Annotated in this window: 19 protein-coding genes; 11 read left to right on the plus strand and 8 right to left on the minus strand. The window is 28.3% G+C overall.

Annotation, left to right across the window (positions count from 1 at the left end; all coding sequences use genetic code 11):
• Positions 1-2: 2 nt before the first annotated feature.
• Complete coding sequence (locus tag Q7K47_04605) at positions 3-1,136, plus strand: M20 family metallopeptidase (GenBank protein ID MDP0506495.1); 1,134 nt, start codon at positions 3-5, stop codon at positions 1,134-1,136.
• Between the two features lie 95 nt (positions 1,137-1,231).
• A complete protein-coding gene (locus Q7K47_04610; protein MDP0506496.1) occupies positions 1,232-1,846 on the plus strand; it encodes a DJ-1/PfpI family protein in 615 nt (204 codons plus the stop codon).
• Positions 1,847-1,917: 71 nt separating this feature from the next.
• Here the strand turns inward: Q7K47_04610 and Q7K47_04615 are convergent, their stop codons facing one another.
• Both Q7K47_04615 and Q7K47_04620 read right to left on the minus strand, forming a co-directional pair.
• Positions 1,918-3,222: a 6-phospho-beta-glucosidase gene (locus tag Q7K47_04615; protein ID MDP0506497.1), complete on the minus strand. Its 1,305-nt coding sequence runs from the start codon at positions 3,220-3,222 to the stop codon at positions 1,918-1,920.
• Positions 3,223-3,237: 15 nt separating this feature from the next.
• Entirely contained in the window at positions 3,238-4,563 is a 1,326-nt protein-coding gene (locus tag Q7K47_04620; GenBank protein MDP0506498.1) for a 6-phospho-alpha-glucosidase, read from the minus strand.
• A 182-nt stretch (positions 4,564-4,745) separates the two neighbouring features.
• On the opposite strand from Q7K47_04620, the gene Q7K47_04625 reads away from it, so the two are divergent.
• The 6 genes from Q7K47_04625 to Q7K47_04650 all read left to right on the plus strand — a co-directional run bounded on the left by Q7K47_04625 (position 4,746) and on the right by Q7K47_04650 (position 8,953).
• Positions 4,746-5,450, plus strand: a complete 705-nt coding sequence (locus tag Q7K47_04625) for an AzlC family ABC transporter permease (GenBank protein MDP0506499.1) — start codon at positions 4,746-4,748, stop codon at positions 5,448-5,450.
• Positions 5,443-5,751: an AzlD domain-containing protein gene (locus Q7K47_04630; GenBank protein MDP0506500.1), complete on the plus strand. Its 309-nt coding sequence runs from the start codon at positions 5,443-5,445 to the stop codon at positions 5,749-5,751. The genes Q7K47_04625 and Q7K47_04630 overlap by 8 nt, the downstream gene beginning before the upstream one ends.
• 17 nt (positions 5,752-5,768) lie before the next feature.
• Complete coding sequence (locus tag Q7K47_04635) at positions 5,769-6,572, plus strand: helix-turn-helix domain-containing protein (GenBank protein MDP0506501.1); 804 nt, start codon at positions 5,769-5,771, stop codon at positions 6,570-6,572.
• Positions 6,573-6,586: 14 nt separating this feature from the next.
• Positions 6,587-7,450, plus strand: coding sequence for a DMT family transporter (locus tag Q7K47_04640; GenBank protein MDP0506502.1), 864 nt, complete (start codon positions 6,587-6,589; stop codon positions 7,448-7,450).
• A gap of 67 nt (positions 7,451-7,517) precedes the next feature.
• Positions 7,518-8,060, plus strand: a complete 543-nt coding sequence (locus tag Q7K47_04645) for a hypothetical protein (protein MDP0506503.1) — start codon at positions 7,518-7,520, stop codon at positions 8,058-8,060.
• Positions 8,061-8,062: 2 nt separating this feature from the next.
• Positions 8,063-8,953 carry a phosphatase PAP2 family protein gene (locus Q7K47_04650; protein MDP0506504.1) on the plus strand — a complete coding sequence of 297 codons (891 nt, stop codon included), beginning with the start codon at positions 8,063-8,065 and terminating at the stop codon, positions 8,951-8,953.
• A gap of 39 nt (positions 8,954-8,992) precedes the next feature.
• Here Q7K47_04650 and Q7K47_04655 read toward each other — a convergent pair whose 3' ends face one another.
• Positions 8,993-9,625 carry a hypothetical protein gene (locus Q7K47_04655; GenBank protein MDP0506505.1) on the minus strand — a complete coding sequence of 211 codons (633 nt, stop codon included), beginning with the start codon at positions 9,623-9,625 and terminating at the stop codon, positions 8,993-8,995.
• A 204-nt stretch (positions 9,626-9,829) separates the two neighbouring features.
• Between Q7K47_04655 and Q7K47_04660 the strand changes: the two genes are divergently transcribed.
• The 3 genes from Q7K47_04660 to pepV all read left to right on the plus strand — a co-directional run bounded on the left by Q7K47_04660 (position 9,830) and on the right by pepV (position 13,994).
• Entirely contained in the window at positions 9,830-10,777 is a 948-nt protein-coding gene (locus Q7K47_04660) for a nitronate monooxygenase (protein MDP0506506.1), read from the plus strand.
• Positions 10,778-11,044: 267 nt separating this feature from the next.
• Positions 11,045-12,583 (plus strand): AbgT family transporter, encoded by a 1,539-nt coding sequence (locus Q7K47_04665; protein ID MDP0506507.1) that lies wholly within the window; start codon positions 11,045-11,047, stop codon positions 12,581-12,583.
• Positions 12,584-12,608: 25 nt separating this feature from the next.
• Complete coding sequence (gene pepV / locus Q7K47_04670) at positions 12,609-13,994, plus strand: dipeptidase PepV (GenBank protein MDP0506508.1); 1,386 nt, start codon at positions 12,609-12,611, stop codon at positions 13,992-13,994.
• Positions 13,995-14,078: 84 nt separating this feature from the next.
• On the opposite strand, the gene mnmA is transcribed toward pepV, so the two are convergent.
• The 5 genes from mnmA to Q7K47_04695 form a co-directional block, all read right to left on the minus strand.
• A complete protein-coding gene (mnmA, locus tag Q7K47_04675; protein ID MDP0506509.1) occupies positions 14,079-15,143 on the minus strand; it encodes a tRNA 2-thiouridine(34) synthase MnmA in 1,065 nt (354 codons plus the stop codon).
• A gap of 17 nt (positions 15,144-15,160) precedes the next feature.
• On the minus strand, positions 15,161-15,775 hold the full coding sequence (locus Q7K47_04680; GenBank protein MDP0506510.1) for a LysE family transporter: 615 nt from the start codon (positions 15,773-15,775) through the stop codon (positions 15,161-15,163).
• A 26-nt stretch (positions 15,776-15,801) separates the two neighbouring features.
• Entirely contained in the window at positions 15,802-16,149 is a 348-nt protein-coding gene (locus Q7K47_04685; protein ID MDP0506511.1) for a zinc-ribbon domain-containing protein, read from the minus strand.
• 24 nt (positions 16,150-16,173) lie between these two features.
• Entirely contained in the window at positions 16,174-17,979 is a 1,806-nt protein-coding gene (gene lepA, locus Q7K47_04690) for a translation elongation factor 4 (protein MDP0506512.1), read from the minus strand.
• A 75-nt stretch (positions 17,980-18,054) separates the two neighbouring features.
• A complete protein-coding gene (locus tag Q7K47_04695; GenBank protein MDP0506513.1) occupies positions 18,055-19,284 on the minus strand; it encodes an aminopeptidase in 1,230 nt (409 codons plus the stop codon).
• Positions 19,285-19,389 lie beyond the last annotated feature (105 nt).

Genomic DNA, 19,389 nt, shown 5'->3' on the forward strand with positions numbered 1-19,389 from the left:
ATATGGATGATTTTTATATTAAAGTAAGAAGTGATTTGCATAAAATTCCAGAAATTGCATTTAGTGAACACAAAACAGCTGCATATATTAGAAATTTTTTAGATGAATTAAATATTGAATATATTGAAATAGGAACTAGTACCCTTGCTGTTTTTAAAGGAAAAAAAGATATTTGGGTAGGGTTTAGAGGAGATATAGATGCTCTTCCAATTACAGAATTAGGAGATAAAGAATATAAGTCTCAGTATAAGGGAATGATGCATGCTTGTGGTCATGATGGACATACTACAAATTTACTTTATACAGCAAAATGGTTACAAGAACAAATTAAGAATGGAAAAACTTTGAATAAATCAATAATGTTAATATTTCAAGCAGCAGAAGAAGGAAGAGGAGGAGCTCAAGTAGTAGCTCAGTCAGAATTCTTTCAGTCTAAAAAATTTGAAGGATTATTTGCATTACACGTTGCTCCTGATATAGATCAAGGGAAAATTGGTTGTATTTGTGGACCAATATCTTTTCAGAATATAAATTTCGATATAAGAATTATAGGAAAGGGAACTCATGGAGCTCAGCCTCATAAGGGGATAGATTCAATATATATTGGAGCTAAATTAATAGAAGCTTATCAATTATTAGTTGCAAGAGAAATAGATCCAATAGAGCCAATGGTTTTAACAATTGGAAGTTTTAAAGCAGGAGAAGTTAGAAATGTTATTCCTGAAAAAGTTGAAATTTTAGGAACAATTAGATTTGCTAATACAGGATTAATAGATTTTTTAGAAAAAAGAGTTAAAGAAATAAATGCTGGTTTTGAAAAAGCTTATGGAATAAAAATAGAGATGATGTTTAAGGCTTTTTATCCACCTGTAATTAATGAAAAAAAATTCTTTGATATTTTAAAAGAAATAATTCCAAAAGAAAAATTTGTAGATAATTCTAGATTAACAGGTTCAGAAGATTTTTCTTTCTATCTTCAAGAGGGGAATAAGGGATTATTATTTTTATTAGGAATAAAGACAGAAAAATTTAATTCTGCTTTACATACACCAACATTTGATATGGATCCAAGAGCTTTGAAATTAGGTTTTAAAATATTTAAAGAAATAATGTTAAAGTTAGAGGTCTTTAAGTAAAAAGAGAGACAAGATACTTAAGTATCTTGTTTTTTTTGTGAAAAAAATAAGGAATGGTGGTATAATTTTTATGTGATATATTAAGGAGGTATTTTATGAAAAAGATAATTTATGTATATATTTTAAATGCTATGGCAGATTGGGAATTAGGTTATGTTATGTCAGCTGTAAGTATGGAGATAAATGATGAATATTGTATAAAAACTGTGGCATGTAATAAGAATACTATTACTACTTTGGGAGGATTTAAAATTATTCCAGATTGTTCAGTAGAAGAAATTGATGAAAGTAATATGAAAGCTCTTCTTATTCCTGGTGGAGATACTTGGGGAAATCCAGAGCACGAAGAGATACTATCAAGGGTTAGAGGGTATTTAGAAAAAGGTATTTTAGTTGGTGCTATTTGTGGCGCAACTCTTTCTTTAGCTAATTTAGGAATATTGAATGAATATTTACATACAAGCAATTCTAAAGAATATTTAAAACTTTTTTCAAAAAAATATACAGGAGAAGAACTTTATAAAGATAAATTAGCCGTAAGAGACAGAAATTTAGTTACAGGAAGTTCAGCTGGTTCTCTATTGTGGGCAAAAGAAATTTTACAATATTTAAATGTTTTTTCAAATGAAATAATAGAAGCTTGGTATAATTATTATTTAACAGGAGATCCTAAGTACTATTTAGAAATGTTAGCTCTATCAAATAATTAAAAAAGGGACACCTGCTATTACTAAATCTTGGAGTGAAAGAGTAATAGCAGGTGTTTAACGTAAAAGTGAAGTTATCTAAATTGAGGAAGATAATCAATATTCTTCCGAATGATCTCATCTAAAAGATCTTTTGCTACACTACTTTCAACTAAAGGATGAATTAGCATAGCTTGAAGTGCGCTACCATAATCTCCATGAACACCAGCTTCAACAACTAAAGTTTCATATTCGTTTACAACTTGAATTAAACCTTTAACTTTAGATGGAAGAGGGGAACAAGTAAATGGATGAGCACCAGCCTTATCAACATAACAAGTTCTTTCAATTGCTGATTCATTAGGTAAGCAACTGACAGTACCGTTGTTTTTTATATTTACATAATGAATTGTTCCTTTATCATTATAAATTGCATTTATCAAATCGCAAGCAGCTTCAGAATAATATTGTCCTCCTCTTTCTTCTAACTGCTTAGGTTTTTCTTTTAATTCAGGATTTTTATATAGTTCAAATAATTCTTTTTCAACTTTTTTTACTACTTCTCCTCTAGTACCAATTGTTTTAGCACTTTCCATTTCTTCTTTTAACATAATATTAGTTAAATAATAATATCTATGATAAGGGCAAGGAATCATATGAAGAGATTCTAATAACTCTTTTCCCCAATTAATATCAGGAATATTTTTAGCAGAATATCCTTTACCAGAAATTAAAGCTTTAATAACATCGTCTATTCTACTTTCTCCATTTGAAATAACATCTTTTGCCCAAACTAAATGATTCAAACCTACTAAATCCATTTTTATTTTATCCATAGGAGTTTCAAGAGCTTCACTACAGAGTCTTTCCATTAAAATAGGAACATTGCAAAGTCCAATACATTTTACATTAGTGTATTTATTTACAGTTTCAGTTATAATTCCACTTGGATTTGTAAAGTTAATAAGCCAAGCTTTAGGAGATAATTCTTCAATATCTTTACAGATATCAAGGATTATAGGAATAGTTCGAAGAGCTTTTGCAAGTCCTCCTGCTCCAGTGGTTTCTTGTCCAATGCAATTATATTTTAAAGGTATTTTTTCATCTCTAATTCTAGCATCAAGTAATCCAACTCTAAACTGGGTTGTAACAAAGTCAGCACCTTTAATGGCTTTTTTTCTATTTAGAGTTAAGTGAATATTTATATTTATATTAGCTTTTTCAATCATTCTTTTAGCTAAATTACCAACTATATTTAATTTTTCTTTTCCTTCTTCAATATCAACTAAATATAAATCTTTAATTGGAAGTTCTTTATATCTATTTATAAATCCTTCAATAATTTCAGGGGTATAGCTACTACCTCCTCCTATTATTGCAATTTTTAATTCTTTTTTCATAATATCACCTCATGATTATTTAAGTTCAGGGAAATATCCTTTGTTAGCAACAATTAAAGCATCTAAAACTTCCTTAGCTTTAGAAACAGAAGGAACAGTTTTATTTAATGAAAGAGCTTTTAATGCTTTATCGTAAGATCCTTCTAAAGCTGCTTCTACAGTTAATTTTTCATAGGTATTTTGGTTAATCATAAGTGCTCTATAAAATTGAGGTATTTTTCTATAAGTATTTACGCATGCTCCTTTTGCATCAATAGTACCAAAAGTTTCAATAACAATATCGTCGTCCATATTTGTAAATGCTTTATTATTAACGACATTTACCATAAATCTTTTAGGAGTATCAGTTGCAATTGCAACTGCTTGATCAACAATAAAATCTCCATGAGCATCTAAATTATGGTCAAATCCTTTAATAGTTCCAGCTTTAATAACTTTATAGCATTCTTCAAATACTTTTTTTCTTCTACCATCCATAACTTCGTTGGCTCTAGTATAATCAGCATGTTCTTTTTCTTTTTCAGCCATAGAATCAGGGAAATAATAATATTGTAAATAAGTTAAAGGAATATATTCAGGGAACATCTTAACTCCTTTAGCAATATTTTCAAATGTTTTAATCCAACTTTCATCAAGATGTCCAAAATCAACTAATTTTAATTTATATCCAGATAAAAGAATATCTCTTAATTTAGGAAGAAGTTCTTCTCCTTCTTTATTTTTAATAGAAGTGAACCAACCAAAATGATTTAAACCAAAGTATTCGAAAATTAAATCTTCTTCTTTGTATCCAAGGGTAGCAGCCATTGTCATTTGCTGAACTATAGGCATATCACATATAAATAAAGATTTAGATTCAGGAACTTCTCTTCTGATAGCTTCAGCTAAAATAGGAAGAGGATTAGAATAATTTATTATCCAAGCATCTTTAGCATATTTTATAGCATCTTTAGTTATTTCAATCATAGGTTTAATGCTTCTCATAGCAAAAGCAAAACCTCCAGGACCACAAGTTTCTTGTCCTACTAGTCCACAATTTATAGATACTTTTTCATCTTGTTCTCTCATTTCAAGACCACCAGTTCTAATTTGAGTAAAAATAAAGTCAACTCCTTTAAAAGCTTTTTTTCTAGAAGTTGTCCATTTTACATCTGCTGGAAATTTCTCATCTCTAAATAATATTTCTAAATATTCACCCATAACATCTAATTTTTCTTCATCAATATCTTGTAATATAATTTCTTTAATAGGCATTTTATCATATGCATTCATAATACTTCTAACAATTCCAGGAGTATAACTGCTGGCACCCCCAACTATAGCAATTGAATATTTTTTCATATTTTTTCCTCCTTACAAACTTTTAAATGGATGGGTGGTGTATACCACTCTTGTAAGTAAAATATATCATAGTTTTAAAAAAATTTCAAATATTTTTTTATTTAAAAAAAAATTATTGATAAATTTCACAAGCTGTGTTATAGTAACTACTACAGTAGTTAACAAAAAATATTGGAGGGAATATGGAAAGTTTAAAAAAATGTAATTTTCGTGATGCTATAACAGATGGGACACCAATAGTTATAGGATTTATACCTATTGCAATGGCATTTGGAATTTTATGTAAGTCAGCAAATCTAAGTTTAGCTGAAAGCGTGAGTTTTTCATTGTTTGTTTTTGCAGGAGCTAGTCAGTTTATAGCTGTAAATTTATTAATAGCAGGAGCTAGTATGGGGGAAATATTATTAACAACTTTACTTGTTAATATGAGGCATGTATTGTTTTCAGCATCTATTTCTCCCAAAATTAGTTTAGAAATGAAAAACAAGATACCGTTTATAGCTTTTGGCCTAACAGATGAAACATTTTCAGTAGCTTCTTTAAAAAATAAAGAGTTAACAAGTAAATATATGTTAGTTTTAGAAGGGATGGCTTATTCTTCTTTTATAATAGGAACTTTTTTAGGATATGTATTAGGAGGAATTTTACCAAAAATAGTACAAACTAGTATGGGGATAGCTTTATATTCATTATTTGTAGCTATATTAATTCCAGCTTTAAAAAAATCGAATAAAATATTAATTTTAGTTTTATTATCAGGGATTATGAATACTGTTTTAACTAAAGTAATTCATCTTGCTCAAGGTTGGAGTATAGTAGTGACTATATTATTTGTTTCATTTTTAGGCTTAGTTATTTCTTCATCAAAGGAGGAGATAAATGAATAAGATATATGTTTTGATTTTAGGAATGTTTGTGGTAACATATTTACCTAGGCTATTACCTTTTTTATTGGTCTCAGGAAAAAGATTACCAAAACAATTAGAAGAATTTTTAGGGTATATTCCTTATACAGCTTTAGGTGCTCTTATTGTTCCTGGTTTTTTAGATGCTATACCAAATCATGAAATAGTTTCAATAGCAGGAATAATTATAGCTTGTGTACTTTCTTTTATAAAAGATGGAATTGTTATTCCTGTGCTCGGGTCAATAGGAATTTGTATGCTATTATTAAGTCTAGGATTATAATTATAGGAGAATGATTTATGGACGAAAATTTAAAATTATTAGAAGATATGAAAAAATTAGGTTTAAATCAATATGAGGCAAAAGCTTATACAAAGTTGTTGGAAAATTTTCCTTTGAATGGATATAGCTTGAGTAAAACTTCAGGAGTTCCTAGATCTAAAATATATGAAGTTTTAGATAATTTGCTAAAAAAGCAATTAGTATTTAGTAAAAAAATAGAATCAGGGCTAGTTTATTTCCCTTTAGAGCCAAAATTATTCATAAGTAAAATAAAAAAAAATTATGAGTCTGTATTAAAAAATGTAGAAGAAAAAACAAATGAACTTTATTTGAAAAATATAGTTCACTATGATACTAAAATTCTTTCTGGTAGAAAAGAAATATTTAGTTTTCTAAATTTAATAATTGGATTAGCTGAAGAAAGGATAGACGTTTCAATTTGGGATGAAGAATTTTTACAATTATCAGATAGTTTAATAGAAGCAGAAAAAAGAGGGATTATTGTAAAGGGAATTTATTTTGGATATAATAATAAATTAAAAAATGTATTGACTCATAGAAGGCTTAAAACTTATCTTAGTGAAAAAGAAGAGAGAAATATTGTTGTGATTATTGATAGAAAAGAAGCTATTACTGGGATAGTTTCAAGGGGAGAGGCTAGTCAAGTTTCTTGGACAAATGATCCAGGAATTATAGATATAACAAGTGACTATATAGTTCATGATTTAATGGTGAATTCATATTCAAACTCTTTATCAGAAAAGCAAAGGAAAGAATACGAAGACGCTATGGATGAAGTAAGAAAAGAATATTTCGAATAAAATAGGGGGAGAGAATGGATAAATTAAAAGTAATGGGGGCGATGCTAACCTTTTCAACCATAGGAATATTTATAAAAAATATAGATTTATCTTCAAGTGAGATTGCTTTTTCAAGAGGGATAATAGGGAGTGTTTTTTTATTGATAACGAGTTATATATTAAAGACAAATGTATCAGTAACATCAATAAAGGGAAATTTAAAATTATTAGTTTTTTCAGGAATTGCAATGGGATTAAATTGGATGTTTTTATTTGAAGCTTACAAATATACTACAATTTCAATAGCTACAATTTCTTATTATTTTGCGCCTATTTTTGTAATGATTGCATCTCCTTTGCTTCTTAAGGAAAAAATTAGTTTAAAAAAAGTTATATGTATATGTTTAGCTATGATTGGGATGTTGATGATTGTAGGGACTAATAAATCTTCAAGTGGAAATGTGGAATATAATCATCTTTTAGGAATATTTTATGGGATTTTAGCAGCTGTTTTTTATGCAAGTGTAATTATTTCAAATAAGTTTATTATAAATATTTCCCCTGGAGATAGAACAATAGTTCAGTTGTTTGTAGCTGCAATTATGCTAATCCCTTATATATTATTAACAACTGGATTTAATTTTGGGTCACTTCATGGAATATCTTTATATAGTTTATTATTTTTAGGAATAATTCATACAGGATTAGCATATACTATTTATTTTTCAGCAATAAAAAATTTAAAAGGGCAAACTTTAGCAATATTAAGTTATATAGATCCTATATTTGCAGTTTTAATTTCAACTTTATTTTTAAAAGAAAGTTTAGGAATTTTTCAAATTATAGGAGCAGTATTAATATTAGGATCAACTTTTATAAGTGAAATAAATGACAAATAAAGGAAACCCTTTATTTTTAGGTATTTCTATGATAAAATTAGATATAAATATACTTGGAGGAAAGTTAATGTCGTTAAAGTTAAAGAGAGGTTTTTTAGATTTTTTTATTTTATTTTTTGTTAGTATTGTTTCAGTTGGAGGAATGTTATTTTTTAGAAATTCAAATATGGAAACTTTGGTTTACTCTGTAGGAGCAGGAATATCTTTTATTGGATTTATAGGGTATGTGATAGTTTTAATGAAATTAGATTTTAAATCTAAAAATTTAGTATTTTATTCTCTGGCAGGAATTGCTTTATTTTTATCAACTTTAGGATTATGTGTAGTTTTAGTTGAAAATAAACCTATTATTGAAATGTTAATATCGAAGATTGTGTATGTATTTGTTATTGGTGCTATGATAATACTTGGGAGTAAGGTTCCTTCTAAGAAAAATATTAATATTTTAGCTATAATTTCAAGTGCTTTTGTTTTGAGCAGTTTCGCAGCTCAAAGAATTTTGAAGGAGAATAATGCGGCTGAGTTTATAATGTTAGGAATAGCAGTTATTTGTATTTTTGCAACTGACATAGCTATAATTATGAAAAGTTATATTAATGGAGAAAAATAATTATGAGATTTTTAAGTTTTTTATCTAATTATAGAACTCCCTTTGGAGATACTTTTTGGAATTTAATTACTAGACTAGGAGAAGGGACAACTATAATAATTATATTGTGTATTATTTATTGGTGTGTTAATAAAAAGCTAGGAAAAATATTAGGGTACATATTTTTTATGTCATCTTTTTTAGTTCAAGGAATAAAGTTAGGTTTTGGAACAGCTAGACCTTGGGTAATTGATCCTAGTTTTAAAGCGGTTGATTTTGCTTTGAAAAAAGCTACAGGCTATTCCTTTCCAAGTGGACATGTTCAAAGTTCAACTTCTATATTTGCTGGATTAGCTTTTTATTTTAGAAGTAGATTTTTAAAAATAGTATTAATTTTAGTACCATTGCTGGTTTGTTTTTCAAGAATGTATTTAGGGGTTCATACTCCAAAAGATGTAATTTTTGCTTTTGCTTTGACAGCTGCCATTGCCTTTGTAACTATAAAGTATACAAAGAAATATAGTAGATACCAAAGAATAGAGTTAATGATGATATCTGTTTTTTTAGGAATAATATTATTGGGTTATACTTTTATTCTGTATAGTAAGAAAACAGTAGAGGTTAAATATTTGATAGATTCTTCTAAAGTTATAGGGGCTGGATTTGGATTTGTTTTAGGAAATTATTTAGAAGGTAATTTTGTTAAATTCAGAGTTAGAACTATAAGGATATGGGAACAAGGGTTTAAAATATTGCTTGGATTAATAGGAGTGGGATTATTAGATAAATCATTTAAATTATTTAGTGATTTATTAGGTTTTGATGCTTTAATTATTTATGGATTAAAATATTTTATTTTAATGATTTGGATAATATGTTTATGGCCTATGATTTTCAAAAGAATTTTAAAATAAAAAAAAGACAGAGATTAATCTCTGTCTTTTTTTATTTGCCTATTTATTTTTAATACAAAGATCTTTAAACATTGGTAATGTTAAGCACCAATCACAAAAAGCACCCCAATCTTCTTTTAATTTATGATGCCTTCTTTGATTATAAATACTTTTTAATTGAAGATAATTAGTTGTTACTCTCATAGTTTGCTCTAAACCAAGAGGAGCATTTGAAATAATTTTCATAAATACTTTATATTTATCATATGTGTTTTCTTTGATAGTTATTTCATTTTTATCTTCAGGGAAAGAATTATAGATATCTACCCATTTTTGAAGATTTTCAATAACAACGTCATCAACATATTTATTACAAGTTTTATTTAAATCCATTCTTGTAATTCTATGCATTTTTGAAGTTGAACTTACAATATCTGCAAAATGATATCTTTGGAATTGTGGAGTCCAGTAATTAGGATAAGTAATATCAAATTGTACTGTAATTCCTTTTAAGAAACAATCATGTCCACTTCCAGGGATAGCATTACCTAAATGTTTTATTCTCTTAATTTCTTTTTCAGATAGTTCATCAATATCGTCATAACATGGGATTTCTCCGCTAATCATAGGGTATCCGCTAGCTTTTGCGCTTTCTTCTAAACCATAAACGTTTACATTAAATATTTTTAGCATTGGTTATGTACCTCCTTAAAATATGCTTCTTTTCATTATAAAATATAAATTAAAAACAGTCAAATAAAAATATTCAATATTAGTATTAGAAAGTATTAAAAAGTTATGGTATAATAGATGAAGGTTATGAATTATAATGCGTTTAGAAATAAAAATTTTATAATTTTGTTATGAAATAAAAGATTTAAGGGGGAAATATAAAGAATGAAAAATAATAGAGTGTGTGAAATATTGGGAATAAAATATCCTATAATTCAAGGAGCTATGGCTTGGATAGCTGATGGAACTTTAGCTGGAGGAGTATCTAAAGCAGGAGGACTAGGGATTATTGCTGGTGGTGGAATGCCTTTAGATATTTTAAGAAAAGAAATAAAGACAGCAAAAGAAATAGCAGGAGATAAACCTTTTGGTGTAAATTTAATGTTAATGATGGAAAATGTAGAAAAGCAAATAGATATATGTATCGAAGAAGGTGTGAAAGTTGTAACAACTGGAGCTGGAAATCCTGGAGTATATATGGAAAAATTAAAAGCAGCAAATATAAAAGTAATCCCAGTAGTTGCTTCAGTAGCTCTTGCTAAAAGAATGGCAAGAATTGGAGCAGATGCAGTTATTGCAGAAGGACTTGAAGCAGGGGGACATATTGGAGAAATAACTACAATGGCTCTGACTCCTCAGGTAGTTGAGGCAGTAGAGATTCCTGTTATATTAGCTGGTGGAATTGGTGGAGGGAAACAATTCTTAGCAGCATATGCTCTTGGAGCAGAAGGGGTACAAGTAGGAACTAAATTTTTAGTAGCTGAAGAGTGTAATGTTCATGATAATTACAAACAAGCAATTATAAAAGCTAAAGATAGATCGACAGTTGCAACAGGAACTTTTACAGGTCATCCAGTTAGAGTAATTGAAAATAAATTAGCTAAAGAAATGTTGAGTTTAGAAAAAGCAGGAGCTCCTATAGAAGAAATGGAAAAATTAGGTGTTGGAAGATTAAAACTTGCAGCAGTTGATGGAGATGTTAAAGAAGGAAGTGTTATGGCTGGTCAAGTAGCATCTATGGTTAAAAAAAGAGAAACAGCTTTAGATATAATTTTAGGTTTAATGAATGATTTAGAAATTGAAAAAGAAAGATTAATGAATTATTTAGGATAAAAAGTACTAAAAATTAAATAAAAAACATAAAAAAGAAATAATTTTATATTATTTCTTTTTTTGTTGTTGTTGAAATTAAAATGTTGAAATAACAAAACTTAAATATGATAATTAAATGGTTGAATAACACATTTAAAAAGTATTTTTGGGTATACATTGTTTAAATTTGTTTTTATAAATAGTATTTTTGCCAAGAAAAGTTGAAAAAAACGTAAAAATATATTATAATTCTGTTATGTGTACATAAAATAACTAGGAGGGTGAAAAATGAAACAGAAAAAGGGTATGTTTAACAGATTTCTTGACGGAGTCGAAGTTGTAGGTAATAAATTACCTCATCCAATGACAATTTTTGTTATGTTATCATTAATTGTTGTAGTTGTATCGGCTATTTGTGCTAAAGCAGGAGTTTCAGTAGATTATACTGGAATAAATAGAAAAACTTTTGAAATAGGTGCAATTCATTTAAAAGCAAAATCATTGCTTAGTCCAGAAGGAATAAGATATGCATTTAATAGTATGACTAAAAACTTTACAAGTTTTGCTCCTTTAGGAACAGTATTAGTTGCAATTATAGGGGTTGGAGTAGCAGATGGAAGTGGATTAATACACGCTTGTTTAAGAAAGTTAGTTTTATCGACTTCACCAAAGCTATTAACAGCAGTTTTAGTTTTTGCAGGGATAATGTCAAATATAGCTTCTGATGCAGGATATGTAGTTTTAGTTCCACTTGGAGCTGTAATATTTATGTCAGTTGGAAGACATCCATTAGCAGGAATTGCTGCAGCATTTGCAGGAGTTTCAGGAGGATTCTCAGCTAACTTATTAATAGGAACTCTTGATCCACTATTAGGAGGGATATCAACAGAGGCTGCTAGAATATTTATTCCGGATTATGTAGTTTTACCAACAGCGAACTGGTACTTCATGGTAGTTTCAACTTTCTTAATTACTTTTATAGGTACTTATATTACAGAAAAAATTGTTGAACCAAGACTTGGGGAATATAAAGGAGCGCATAAGGAAGAATTAGGAGAAGTTGGAGATTTAGAGAAAAAAGGATTAAAACATGCAGGAATATCTTTAGTAATTTATTTAATAATTGTTTTAGCATTAACAGTTCCACAAAATGCAATATTTAGAGAAAATGGTAGTATTGTTAATTTTATGAGAAATGGTTTATTACCTGGAATTATGTTCTTCTTCATGATACCTGGATATTTTTATGGTAGAGCAGTTGGAACAATAAAATCAGATAAAGATCTAGTTAAATTAATAGGAAAAGCATTGAGTGGAATGGGTGGATATATGGCCTTAGTATTTGCTGCTGCTCAATTTATAAAATATTTTTCTTATACAAACTTAGGAACAATAGTTGCAGTTAAAGGGGCAGATGTTCTTGAAGCAATAGGATTTACAGGTTTCCCATTAATTGTAGGTTTTGTAATAGTTTCAGCTTTCTTGAATTTATTTATGGGTTCTGCATCAGCTAAATGGGCTATTATGGCACCTGTATTTATTCCAATGTTTATGAAATTAGGATTTACTCCTGAATTTACTCAAGCAATGTACAGAATAGGAGATTCGTCAACTAATATAATTTCTCCTTTAATGTCATATTTTGCATTTATAGTTGCTTATGCTCAAAAATATGATGAAGATAGTGGAATAGGAACTTTAATATCAACAATGTTACCTTATTCTTTATGTTTCTTATTTGCTTGGTTAGCATTATTAATGATTTGGTATTTCGCAGGATTACCAATTGGACCTGGAGTATCAACTACTATGCAAATGGTATTATAAGAATATAATAAGGAGAGTAGAATAAATGGATATACAAAATGAAGTTTTAAAATACAAAGATGAAGTAATAAAATCATTACAAGAATCTATTAGAATAAAAAGTGTGGAAGAAGAATCAAAACCAGGAATGCCATTTGGTGAAGGACCTGCAAAGGCGTTGAATCATTTTTTAGAAGTTGCAAAAAAATTAGGATTTGAAACAGAAAATTTTGATAATTACGTTGGTCATATTGAGTTTGGTCAAGGAGAAGAATCTATAGGAATATTAGGTCATGTAGATGTTGTTCCTGAAGGGACTGGTTGGGATTACCCTGCTTATTCAGGCGAGATTGTAAATAATAAAATGTATGGAAGAGGAACTTTAGATGATAAAGGACCACTAATGATAGCTCTTTACGCAATGAAAACTTTAAAAGATTTGGGAGTACCAATGAAAAGAAAAGTTAGAATGATAGTTGGTGCTAATGAAGAAACTAATTGGGGATGTATGAAGCATTATTTTGGTAAATTAAATATGCCTCAACCAGTTATGTCTTTTACTCCTGATAGTACTTTTCCAGTAACATTTGCTGAAAAAGGTATAATGAGAGGACTTATTAAGATTAAGACAGACTCTAAAGATATTAAATTAGAAGGAGGAAAAGTATATAATGCTGTTCCTGAAAAAGCAATATTAAGCTTACCAATTTCTTATAAAGAAGAAATTGAAAAAAAATTAGTAGATTATAATGCAGGAAAAGAATATAAAATAGAAAGTAAAGTTGAAAAGGATAAAGTGGTATTAACTTCTTTTGGAAAATCTGCTCATGCAGCTCATCCAGAATCAGGATATAATTCATTATCTTCATTGATGAATTTTATTGATTTATTAAATATTGAAATTTCAGGATTAAAAGAAATGGGAAAATATTTTGCTGAAAATGTAAAAATGGAATATAACGGAAAATCTGCAGGACTTTTTTATGAGGATGAACCATCTGGAGAAATTACGATGAATTATGGAAAAGCTTTTGTAGAGGATGGGTACGTTGTTGTATCTGTAGATACTAGATATCCTGTTACAATTGATTATAATGAGTTGAAAACTAAATTATTAAAATTATTAGAAAAATATAATATGGAATTTGTACCTTTAAAAGAAGAAGGACCTCTTTATGTTGCTAAAGATAATTTTTTAGTGAAAACACTAACAGATATTTATCAAGAAGTTACAGGAGATCCTGATGGAGAACCTCGTTCTACAGGAGGAGGAACTTATGCTAAAGCAGTTAAGAATTGTGTCGCATTTGGAGCTTTATTGAAAGGAACTACTGACACAATGCATCAAAAAAATGAATGTATAGATTTATCTACTATAGATACTTTATTAAAAATTTATATAGAAGCAATTTATAGATTAGCTAATGGATAAAAACCCTACATGTTATATATAGTATAAAAAAAAGAGTGGATTACCCTTCCACTCTTTTTACTATTATATGTAATTAATAAATTATTACTCTTTTATAAATCCACTTGCAATAACTTCATAAGAGTCATCATATAAAACAACTCCTTGACCAGGTGTAACTGCTCTAACTTGATCTTCTGTAAATATAACCTTTATTTCATTTTCGTTTAAAACTTCTATTTTACATGGGTGGAATTTATCTCTAGATCTAGTTTTTGCTTTACAAATCATTCCATTTAAATCATTTAAAGAATTAACTTTTAAAAGGTTGATATCGTCTGCAATAAGAGATGATTTGAATAATTCTTCATTACTTCCAAGAATAACTTCATTTTTAGTTCCATCTAATTTTAAAACATAATATGGAGAAGGAGCAGCGATTCCTAATCCTTTTCTTTGACCTATAGTATAAAAAGCAAGTCCTTTATGTTTTCCTAATATATTTCCTTTTGTATCAACAAAATTTCCAGGCTTAACAATCTTTCCTTTAGTTTTTTCAATTAAAAATTCTTTTAATTTTCCATCTTCCACAAAGCAAATTTCTTGAGAATCTTTTTTAGAATAAACTCTTACTCCTAAATCTTTTCCTAATTGTCTAACTTCTTCTTTGCTTATATTTCCAAGGGGAAATATAATATGTTTTAATTTTTCTTTTGACACTTGAGAAAGAAAATAAGCTTGATCTTTTTTTAAGTCTTCTCCAATCTTTAAAGAGCCATCACTGATATTACTATAGTGACCAGTAGCCATAAAATCAGCACCTTTTTCTAGACAGAAATCAATTAATGCTCCCATTTTAATATATTTATTACAAACCATACAAGGATTTGGAGTTCTTCCATTATTATATTCTTGAACAAAATAGTCTACAACTTTATTTGAAAATTCTTCACTGATATCAAAAATATAGTGTTTAATTCCTAAGTCATCACAAACTTTTTTAGCATCAGCATCAATATCATTTTCAGTAGTCTTCATAGTGACTCCAAAAATATTGAATCCTTTTTTCTTTAGAAGATATGCAGTTACAGAACTGTCAACACCTCCACTCATAGCTACAGCAATAGTAGCATTTTTATTTACATTTATATTTTCTAATATATTTTTCATAACCTACCCTCTATTCATTATTTAAATAAAATATATCCTAGAGATACTATTCCAAAAGTAAGAATAATAAAACTAGAAATCTTAGACAATTTAATAAGAAGTTCATCATTAATAAATCTTTTAAAATAAGTTATTATTTGTACAGTTAAAAACCAAGAAAGAGATCCACTACTTCCAATTCCAAGAGCAAGTAAAAAATAATTATCTGAATCTCCAACTACACTTAAAAGAGTATAGATGAAAATTATAGTAACAATACCTGCAACATTAAGAAGAGAAAGTATTAAACCATAGAAGAAATTTTGAATATAACCATAGTTATAGTCATAATTAGCTGGTTTTTTAATAATAACATCAGTATTTAATTTTTTGATTCCTAGGGCTATAAGACAAATTCCAACTAATCCTTTAAAGAAAATTTCATGCTTTAAAATAAATACTTCAGCTTGATTGATAAAGAAAAATGCAAGTAGTCCATAAATGACATCTGAAGCAACCATTCCCATCGCTGTAGTATATCCTTCTTTTTTACCTCCTATTAAAGTTTTTTCCATACAATAAAAACCAACAGGACCAAAGGGAAGAGATAGAATTATACCAGTTATAACACCTTTAAAAAAAGTAATGTTCACTATTCCACATCCTTAAATTTATAAAGTTATAATTTATTTCCACACTTATGACAATAAGTATCCTGAGGATTAACTCTAGCTCCGCAGTGATTACATACAGAGCCATTATTAACTATTCCTTCAATATCGTCATAAGAAACATTTTTAGTTTTTAAAATATTTTTAATTGATTCATTTTTGAGTTTATAAATACTATTACATTTAGTACAAACAATAAAATATTTTTTTGAAAATTTAAATAACGGTATAAAAAATAAAGAAAAAGAATTAGCCCTTTCAATTAATTTAGCATTCTCATTAATACAATTAACACATTTAAATTTAATATTTTCAATTATATTTTCTTTGCTTCCAAATCCCATAAGGAAAAACATAAGCCCCTCCAAGTAAACTTTAAATTAATTGTTATTTAATTTTAATACAGAAACGAATGCCTCTTGAGGTATTTCAACATTTCCTATTTGTTTCATTCTTTTCTTACCTGCTTTTTGTTTTTCAAGCAGTTTTTTCTTTCTTGTTATATCCCCACCATAACATTTAGCAAGGACATTTTTTCTATAAGCTTTAATAGTTTCTCTAGCTATAATTTTAGCTCCAAGAGCAGCTTGGATAGGTATTTCAAACTGTTGTCTTGGAATAACTTCTTTTAATCTTTCACAAATAGCTCTTCCTTTTGTAACAGCATTATCTTTATGTGCTATGAATGAGAAAGCATCAACAATTTCTCCAGAAACTAGAATATCAACTTTTACAAGTTCTCCAGCTCTGTATTCAATTAATTCATATTCAAAAGAAGCATAACCTTTAGTTTTAGATTTTAATTTATCATAGAAATCTAAAACAATTTCAGCAAGAGGTAGTTCATAAGTAATCATGGCTCTTGTTTCATCAATAAAATTCATCCCAACATATATTCCACGTTTTTCTTGGCAAAGTTCCATAACTCCTCCAACAAAATCTTTAGGAACAATTATATTTCCTTTGATAAAAGGTTCTTCTATTATGAATTTTCCTTTTCCTGCTTCTGGAAACTCGCAAGGATTATCAATTATATAAGTTGGTTCTCCTTCTTTTGTTATTCTATATTCAACAGATGGTGATGTTGATATTAAATCAATATTGTATTCTCTTCTAAGTCTCTCAACTATAATTTCCATATGTAAAAGACCTAAGAATCCACATCTAAATCCAAATCCTAAAGCTAAAGAAGTTTCAGGAACAAAATTTAAAGAGGCATCATTTAATTGTAATTTTTCTAAAGATTCTCTTAAATCTCCGTAGTCATCAGTTGATAAAGGATATATTCCTGCAAAAACCATAGATTGAGCTGGTCTAAATCCTTGAAGTGGTTCAGAACAAGGTCTTTTAGCATGAGTTATAGTATCTCCAACTCTGGAATCTTTGATAGCTTTTAATCCAGTGATAATATACCCAACAGAACCACTTGAAAGTTCACCAGTAGATTTCATTGTAGGAGAGAATATTCCACATTCAAGAACTTCAATTTCTTTTCCTGTAGACCAAATTCTAATTTTATCTCCCTTTTTAATAGTTCCATCTTCTATTTTTATATAAGTTAATACTCCTCTATAGTCATCAAATTTTGAATCAAAGATAAGAGCTTTTAAAGGAGCGTCCTCATCATATTCAGGAGCTGGAATTCTTTCAACAATGGCTTCTAAAAGTTCTGGAATTCCAAGATTTATTTTAGCAGAAGCAAGGACTGCATCATCAGCTGGAAGCCCAATAATATCTTCTATCTCAGCTTTAACTCTTTCAGGTTCTGCTGCTGGTAAATCTATTTTATTAATAACAGGTATAATTTCAAGATCATTTTCTAAAGCTAAATATACATTTGCTAAAGTTTGAGCTTCTACACCTTGGGCAGCATCAACTACCAGAAGAGCTCCCTCACAGGCAGATAAAGATCTAGAAACTTCATAAATGAAGTCAACATGACCAGGAGTATCTATAAGGTTTAATTCATATTCATTTCCATCTTTAGCCTTATAGTATAATGTAACTGCTTGTGCTTTTATTGTAATACCTTTTTCTCTTTCTAGATCCATAGAATCTAAAAGCTGAGATTTCATGTCTCTTTCACTAACAGCGTGAGTACATTCCATAAGTCTATCAGCTATAGTAGATTTTCCATGATCTATATGAGCGATTATCGAAAAGTTTCTTTTAAATTTTTGTAACACTTGAACCTCCAAAAATAAATAATATCGTATATATTATTATAGAAGAAAATAGTAAAAAAAGCAATAAATACTTAATTAAAAGGCCCAATTACCTTCAATAAATATATTTTCTTTTTTATTGTTTTTATCTCTTCCAATAATATTTAAATCTTCTGTTCCAAACATGAAATCAACATGTGTTAAAGAATCATTAACACCGTTTTTTTCCATAGCAGCAGAATCCATAGTGTCTCCCCCTTTAATACAGCTAGGGTAGGCTTGCCCAATTGCTAAATGACAAGATGCATTTTCATCAAATAAAGTATTAAAAAATAAAATATTTGAATTTGAAATAGGAGAATTAAATGGTACAAGAGCAATTTCTCCTAAATATTTAGAACCTTCGTCAGTATTAATAAGATTTTTTAAAGCTTCTTTTCCTTTAGCTGCTTTAAAATCAATGATTCTTCCATCTTTAAATGTAAGTGAGAAATTTTCAATTAAAGTTCCTCCATAGTTAAGTGGTTTAGATGCATAAACAATACCATTAACTCCATATTTATGAGGAAGAGAAAAAACTTCTTCAGTTGGAATATTGGCAACAAATTCGATATTATTTTTTGTAATATCTTTTCCAGATGCCCAAATATGATTTTTAGGCATTTTAACTTTTAAATTAGTACCTAAAGAATTTGTGATTATAAGTTCTTCAAATTGTTTATTATTTAAATAATCCATTTTTTCTTTTAAATTATTTAAATGATCTTTCCAAGTTTTTATAGGATCAGGAGTATCTGCTTTTACAGAATAAATAATTGCATCCCATAATTTTTGTACAGCTTTTTCATCATCACAGTCTTTAAATATTTTTTTTGCCCAAGCAACAGTTGGTACAGATAAAATATTCCATTGTATTTCATTTCCCATAACTTTATCATAATAAGGTTTAAACTTAATGTTTCTAGTTTTTTGAGAAATAGCAATTTTTTCAGGATCGATTCCCTTTAAAAGTTCAGGATCATTTGCAGCAATACTTAAGAAAGCAGCTCCTTTATTTGCATAAAACATAAGAGATTCTAATTGCCATTCAGGCATAGATTCAAATAAAGATTTGTTTTTGTGAGTGAAATCCATTTTTTTACAGAAATCATCAGACCAATGAACAATAACTTCACTAGCTCCTATTTTATAAGCTTCTTCTACTAATTTTCTAGTGAAATCAGCAGTTTCAACAGGAGACATAATTACTAAACATTGATTTTGTTGTAAATTAATTCCAATTTTTAAAGCAAGTTCAACATAGTTTTCTAAAAATTTTTTATCCAATTTAATTACCTCCAAAAAGTAAATTATAATTCTTATAGTAATTTTATCACAAAAAACCTTAAAATAACATAAGTTACTGAACAAAATTTTATTTTAATGAAATTT

This window comes from Fusobacterium sp. JB019 (genome assembly GCA_030673965.1).
GTDB lineage: Bacteria > Fusobacteriota > Fusobacteriia > Fusobacteriales > Fusobacteriaceae > Fusobacterium_B.

Bases quoted from the DNA above. Each gene is read 5' to 3' on its own strand.
- Q7K47_04615 (MDP0506497.1), bottom strand. From the start codon at position 3,222: ATGAAAAAAGAATTAAAAATTGCAATAATAGGAGGAGGTAGTAGCTAT.
- Q7K47_04660 (MDP0506506.1), top strand. From the start codon at position 9,830: ATGAAAAATAATAGAGTGTGTGAAATATTGGGAATAAAATATCCTATA.
- Q7K47_04630 (MDP0506500.1), top strand. From the start codon at position 5,443: ATGAATAAGATATATGTTTTGATTTTAGGAATGTTTGTGGTAACATAT.
- Q7K47_04620 (MDP0506498.1), bottom strand. From the start codon at position 4,563: ATGAAAAAATATTCAATTGCTATAGTTGGGGGTGCCAGCAGTTATACT.
- pepV (MDP0506508.1), top strand. From the start codon at position 12,609: ATGGATATACAAAATGAAGTTTTAAAATACAAAGATGAAGTAATAAAA.
- Q7K47_04635 (MDP0506501.1), top strand. From the start codon at position 5,769: ATGGACGAAAATTTAAAATTATTAGAAGATATGAAAAAATTAGGTTTA.
- Q7K47_04625 (MDP0506499.1), top strand. From the start codon at position 4,746: ATGGAAAGTTTAAAAAAATGTAATTTTCGTGATGCTATAACAGATGGG.
- Q7K47_04650 (MDP0506504.1), top strand. From the start codon at position 8,063: ATGAGATTTTTAAGTTTTTTATCTAATTATAGAACTCCCTTTGGAGAT.
- Q7K47_04605 (MDP0506495.1), top strand. From the start codon at position 3: ATGGATGATTTTTATATTAAAGTAAGAAGTGATTTGCATAAAATTCCA.
- Q7K47_04645 (MDP0506503.1), top strand. From the start codon at position 7,518: ATGTCGTTAAAGTTAAAGAGAGGTTTTTTAGATTTTTTTATTTTATTT.
- Q7K47_04640 (MDP0506502.1), top strand. From the start codon at position 6,587: ATGGATAAATTAAAAGTAATGGGGGCGATGCTAACCTTTTCAACCATA.
- Q7K47_04685 (MDP0506511.1), bottom strand. From the start codon at position 16,149: ATGTTTTTCCTTATGGGATTTGGAAGCAAAGAAAATATAATTGAAAAT.
- Q7K47_04665 (MDP0506507.1), top strand. From the start codon at position 11,045: ATGAAACAGAAAAAGGGTATGTTTAACAGATTTCTTGACGGAGTCGAA.
- mnmA (MDP0506509.1), bottom strand. From the start codon at position 15,143: ATGAAAAATATATTAGAAAATATAAATGTAAATAAAAATGCTACTATT.
- Q7K47_04610 (MDP0506496.1), top strand. From the start codon at position 1,232: ATGAAAAAGATAATTTATGTATATATTTTAAATGCTATGGCAGATTGG.
- Q7K47_04655 (MDP0506505.1), bottom strand. From the start codon at position 9,625: ATGCTAAAAATATTTAATGTAAACGTTTATGGTTTAGAAGAAAGCGCA.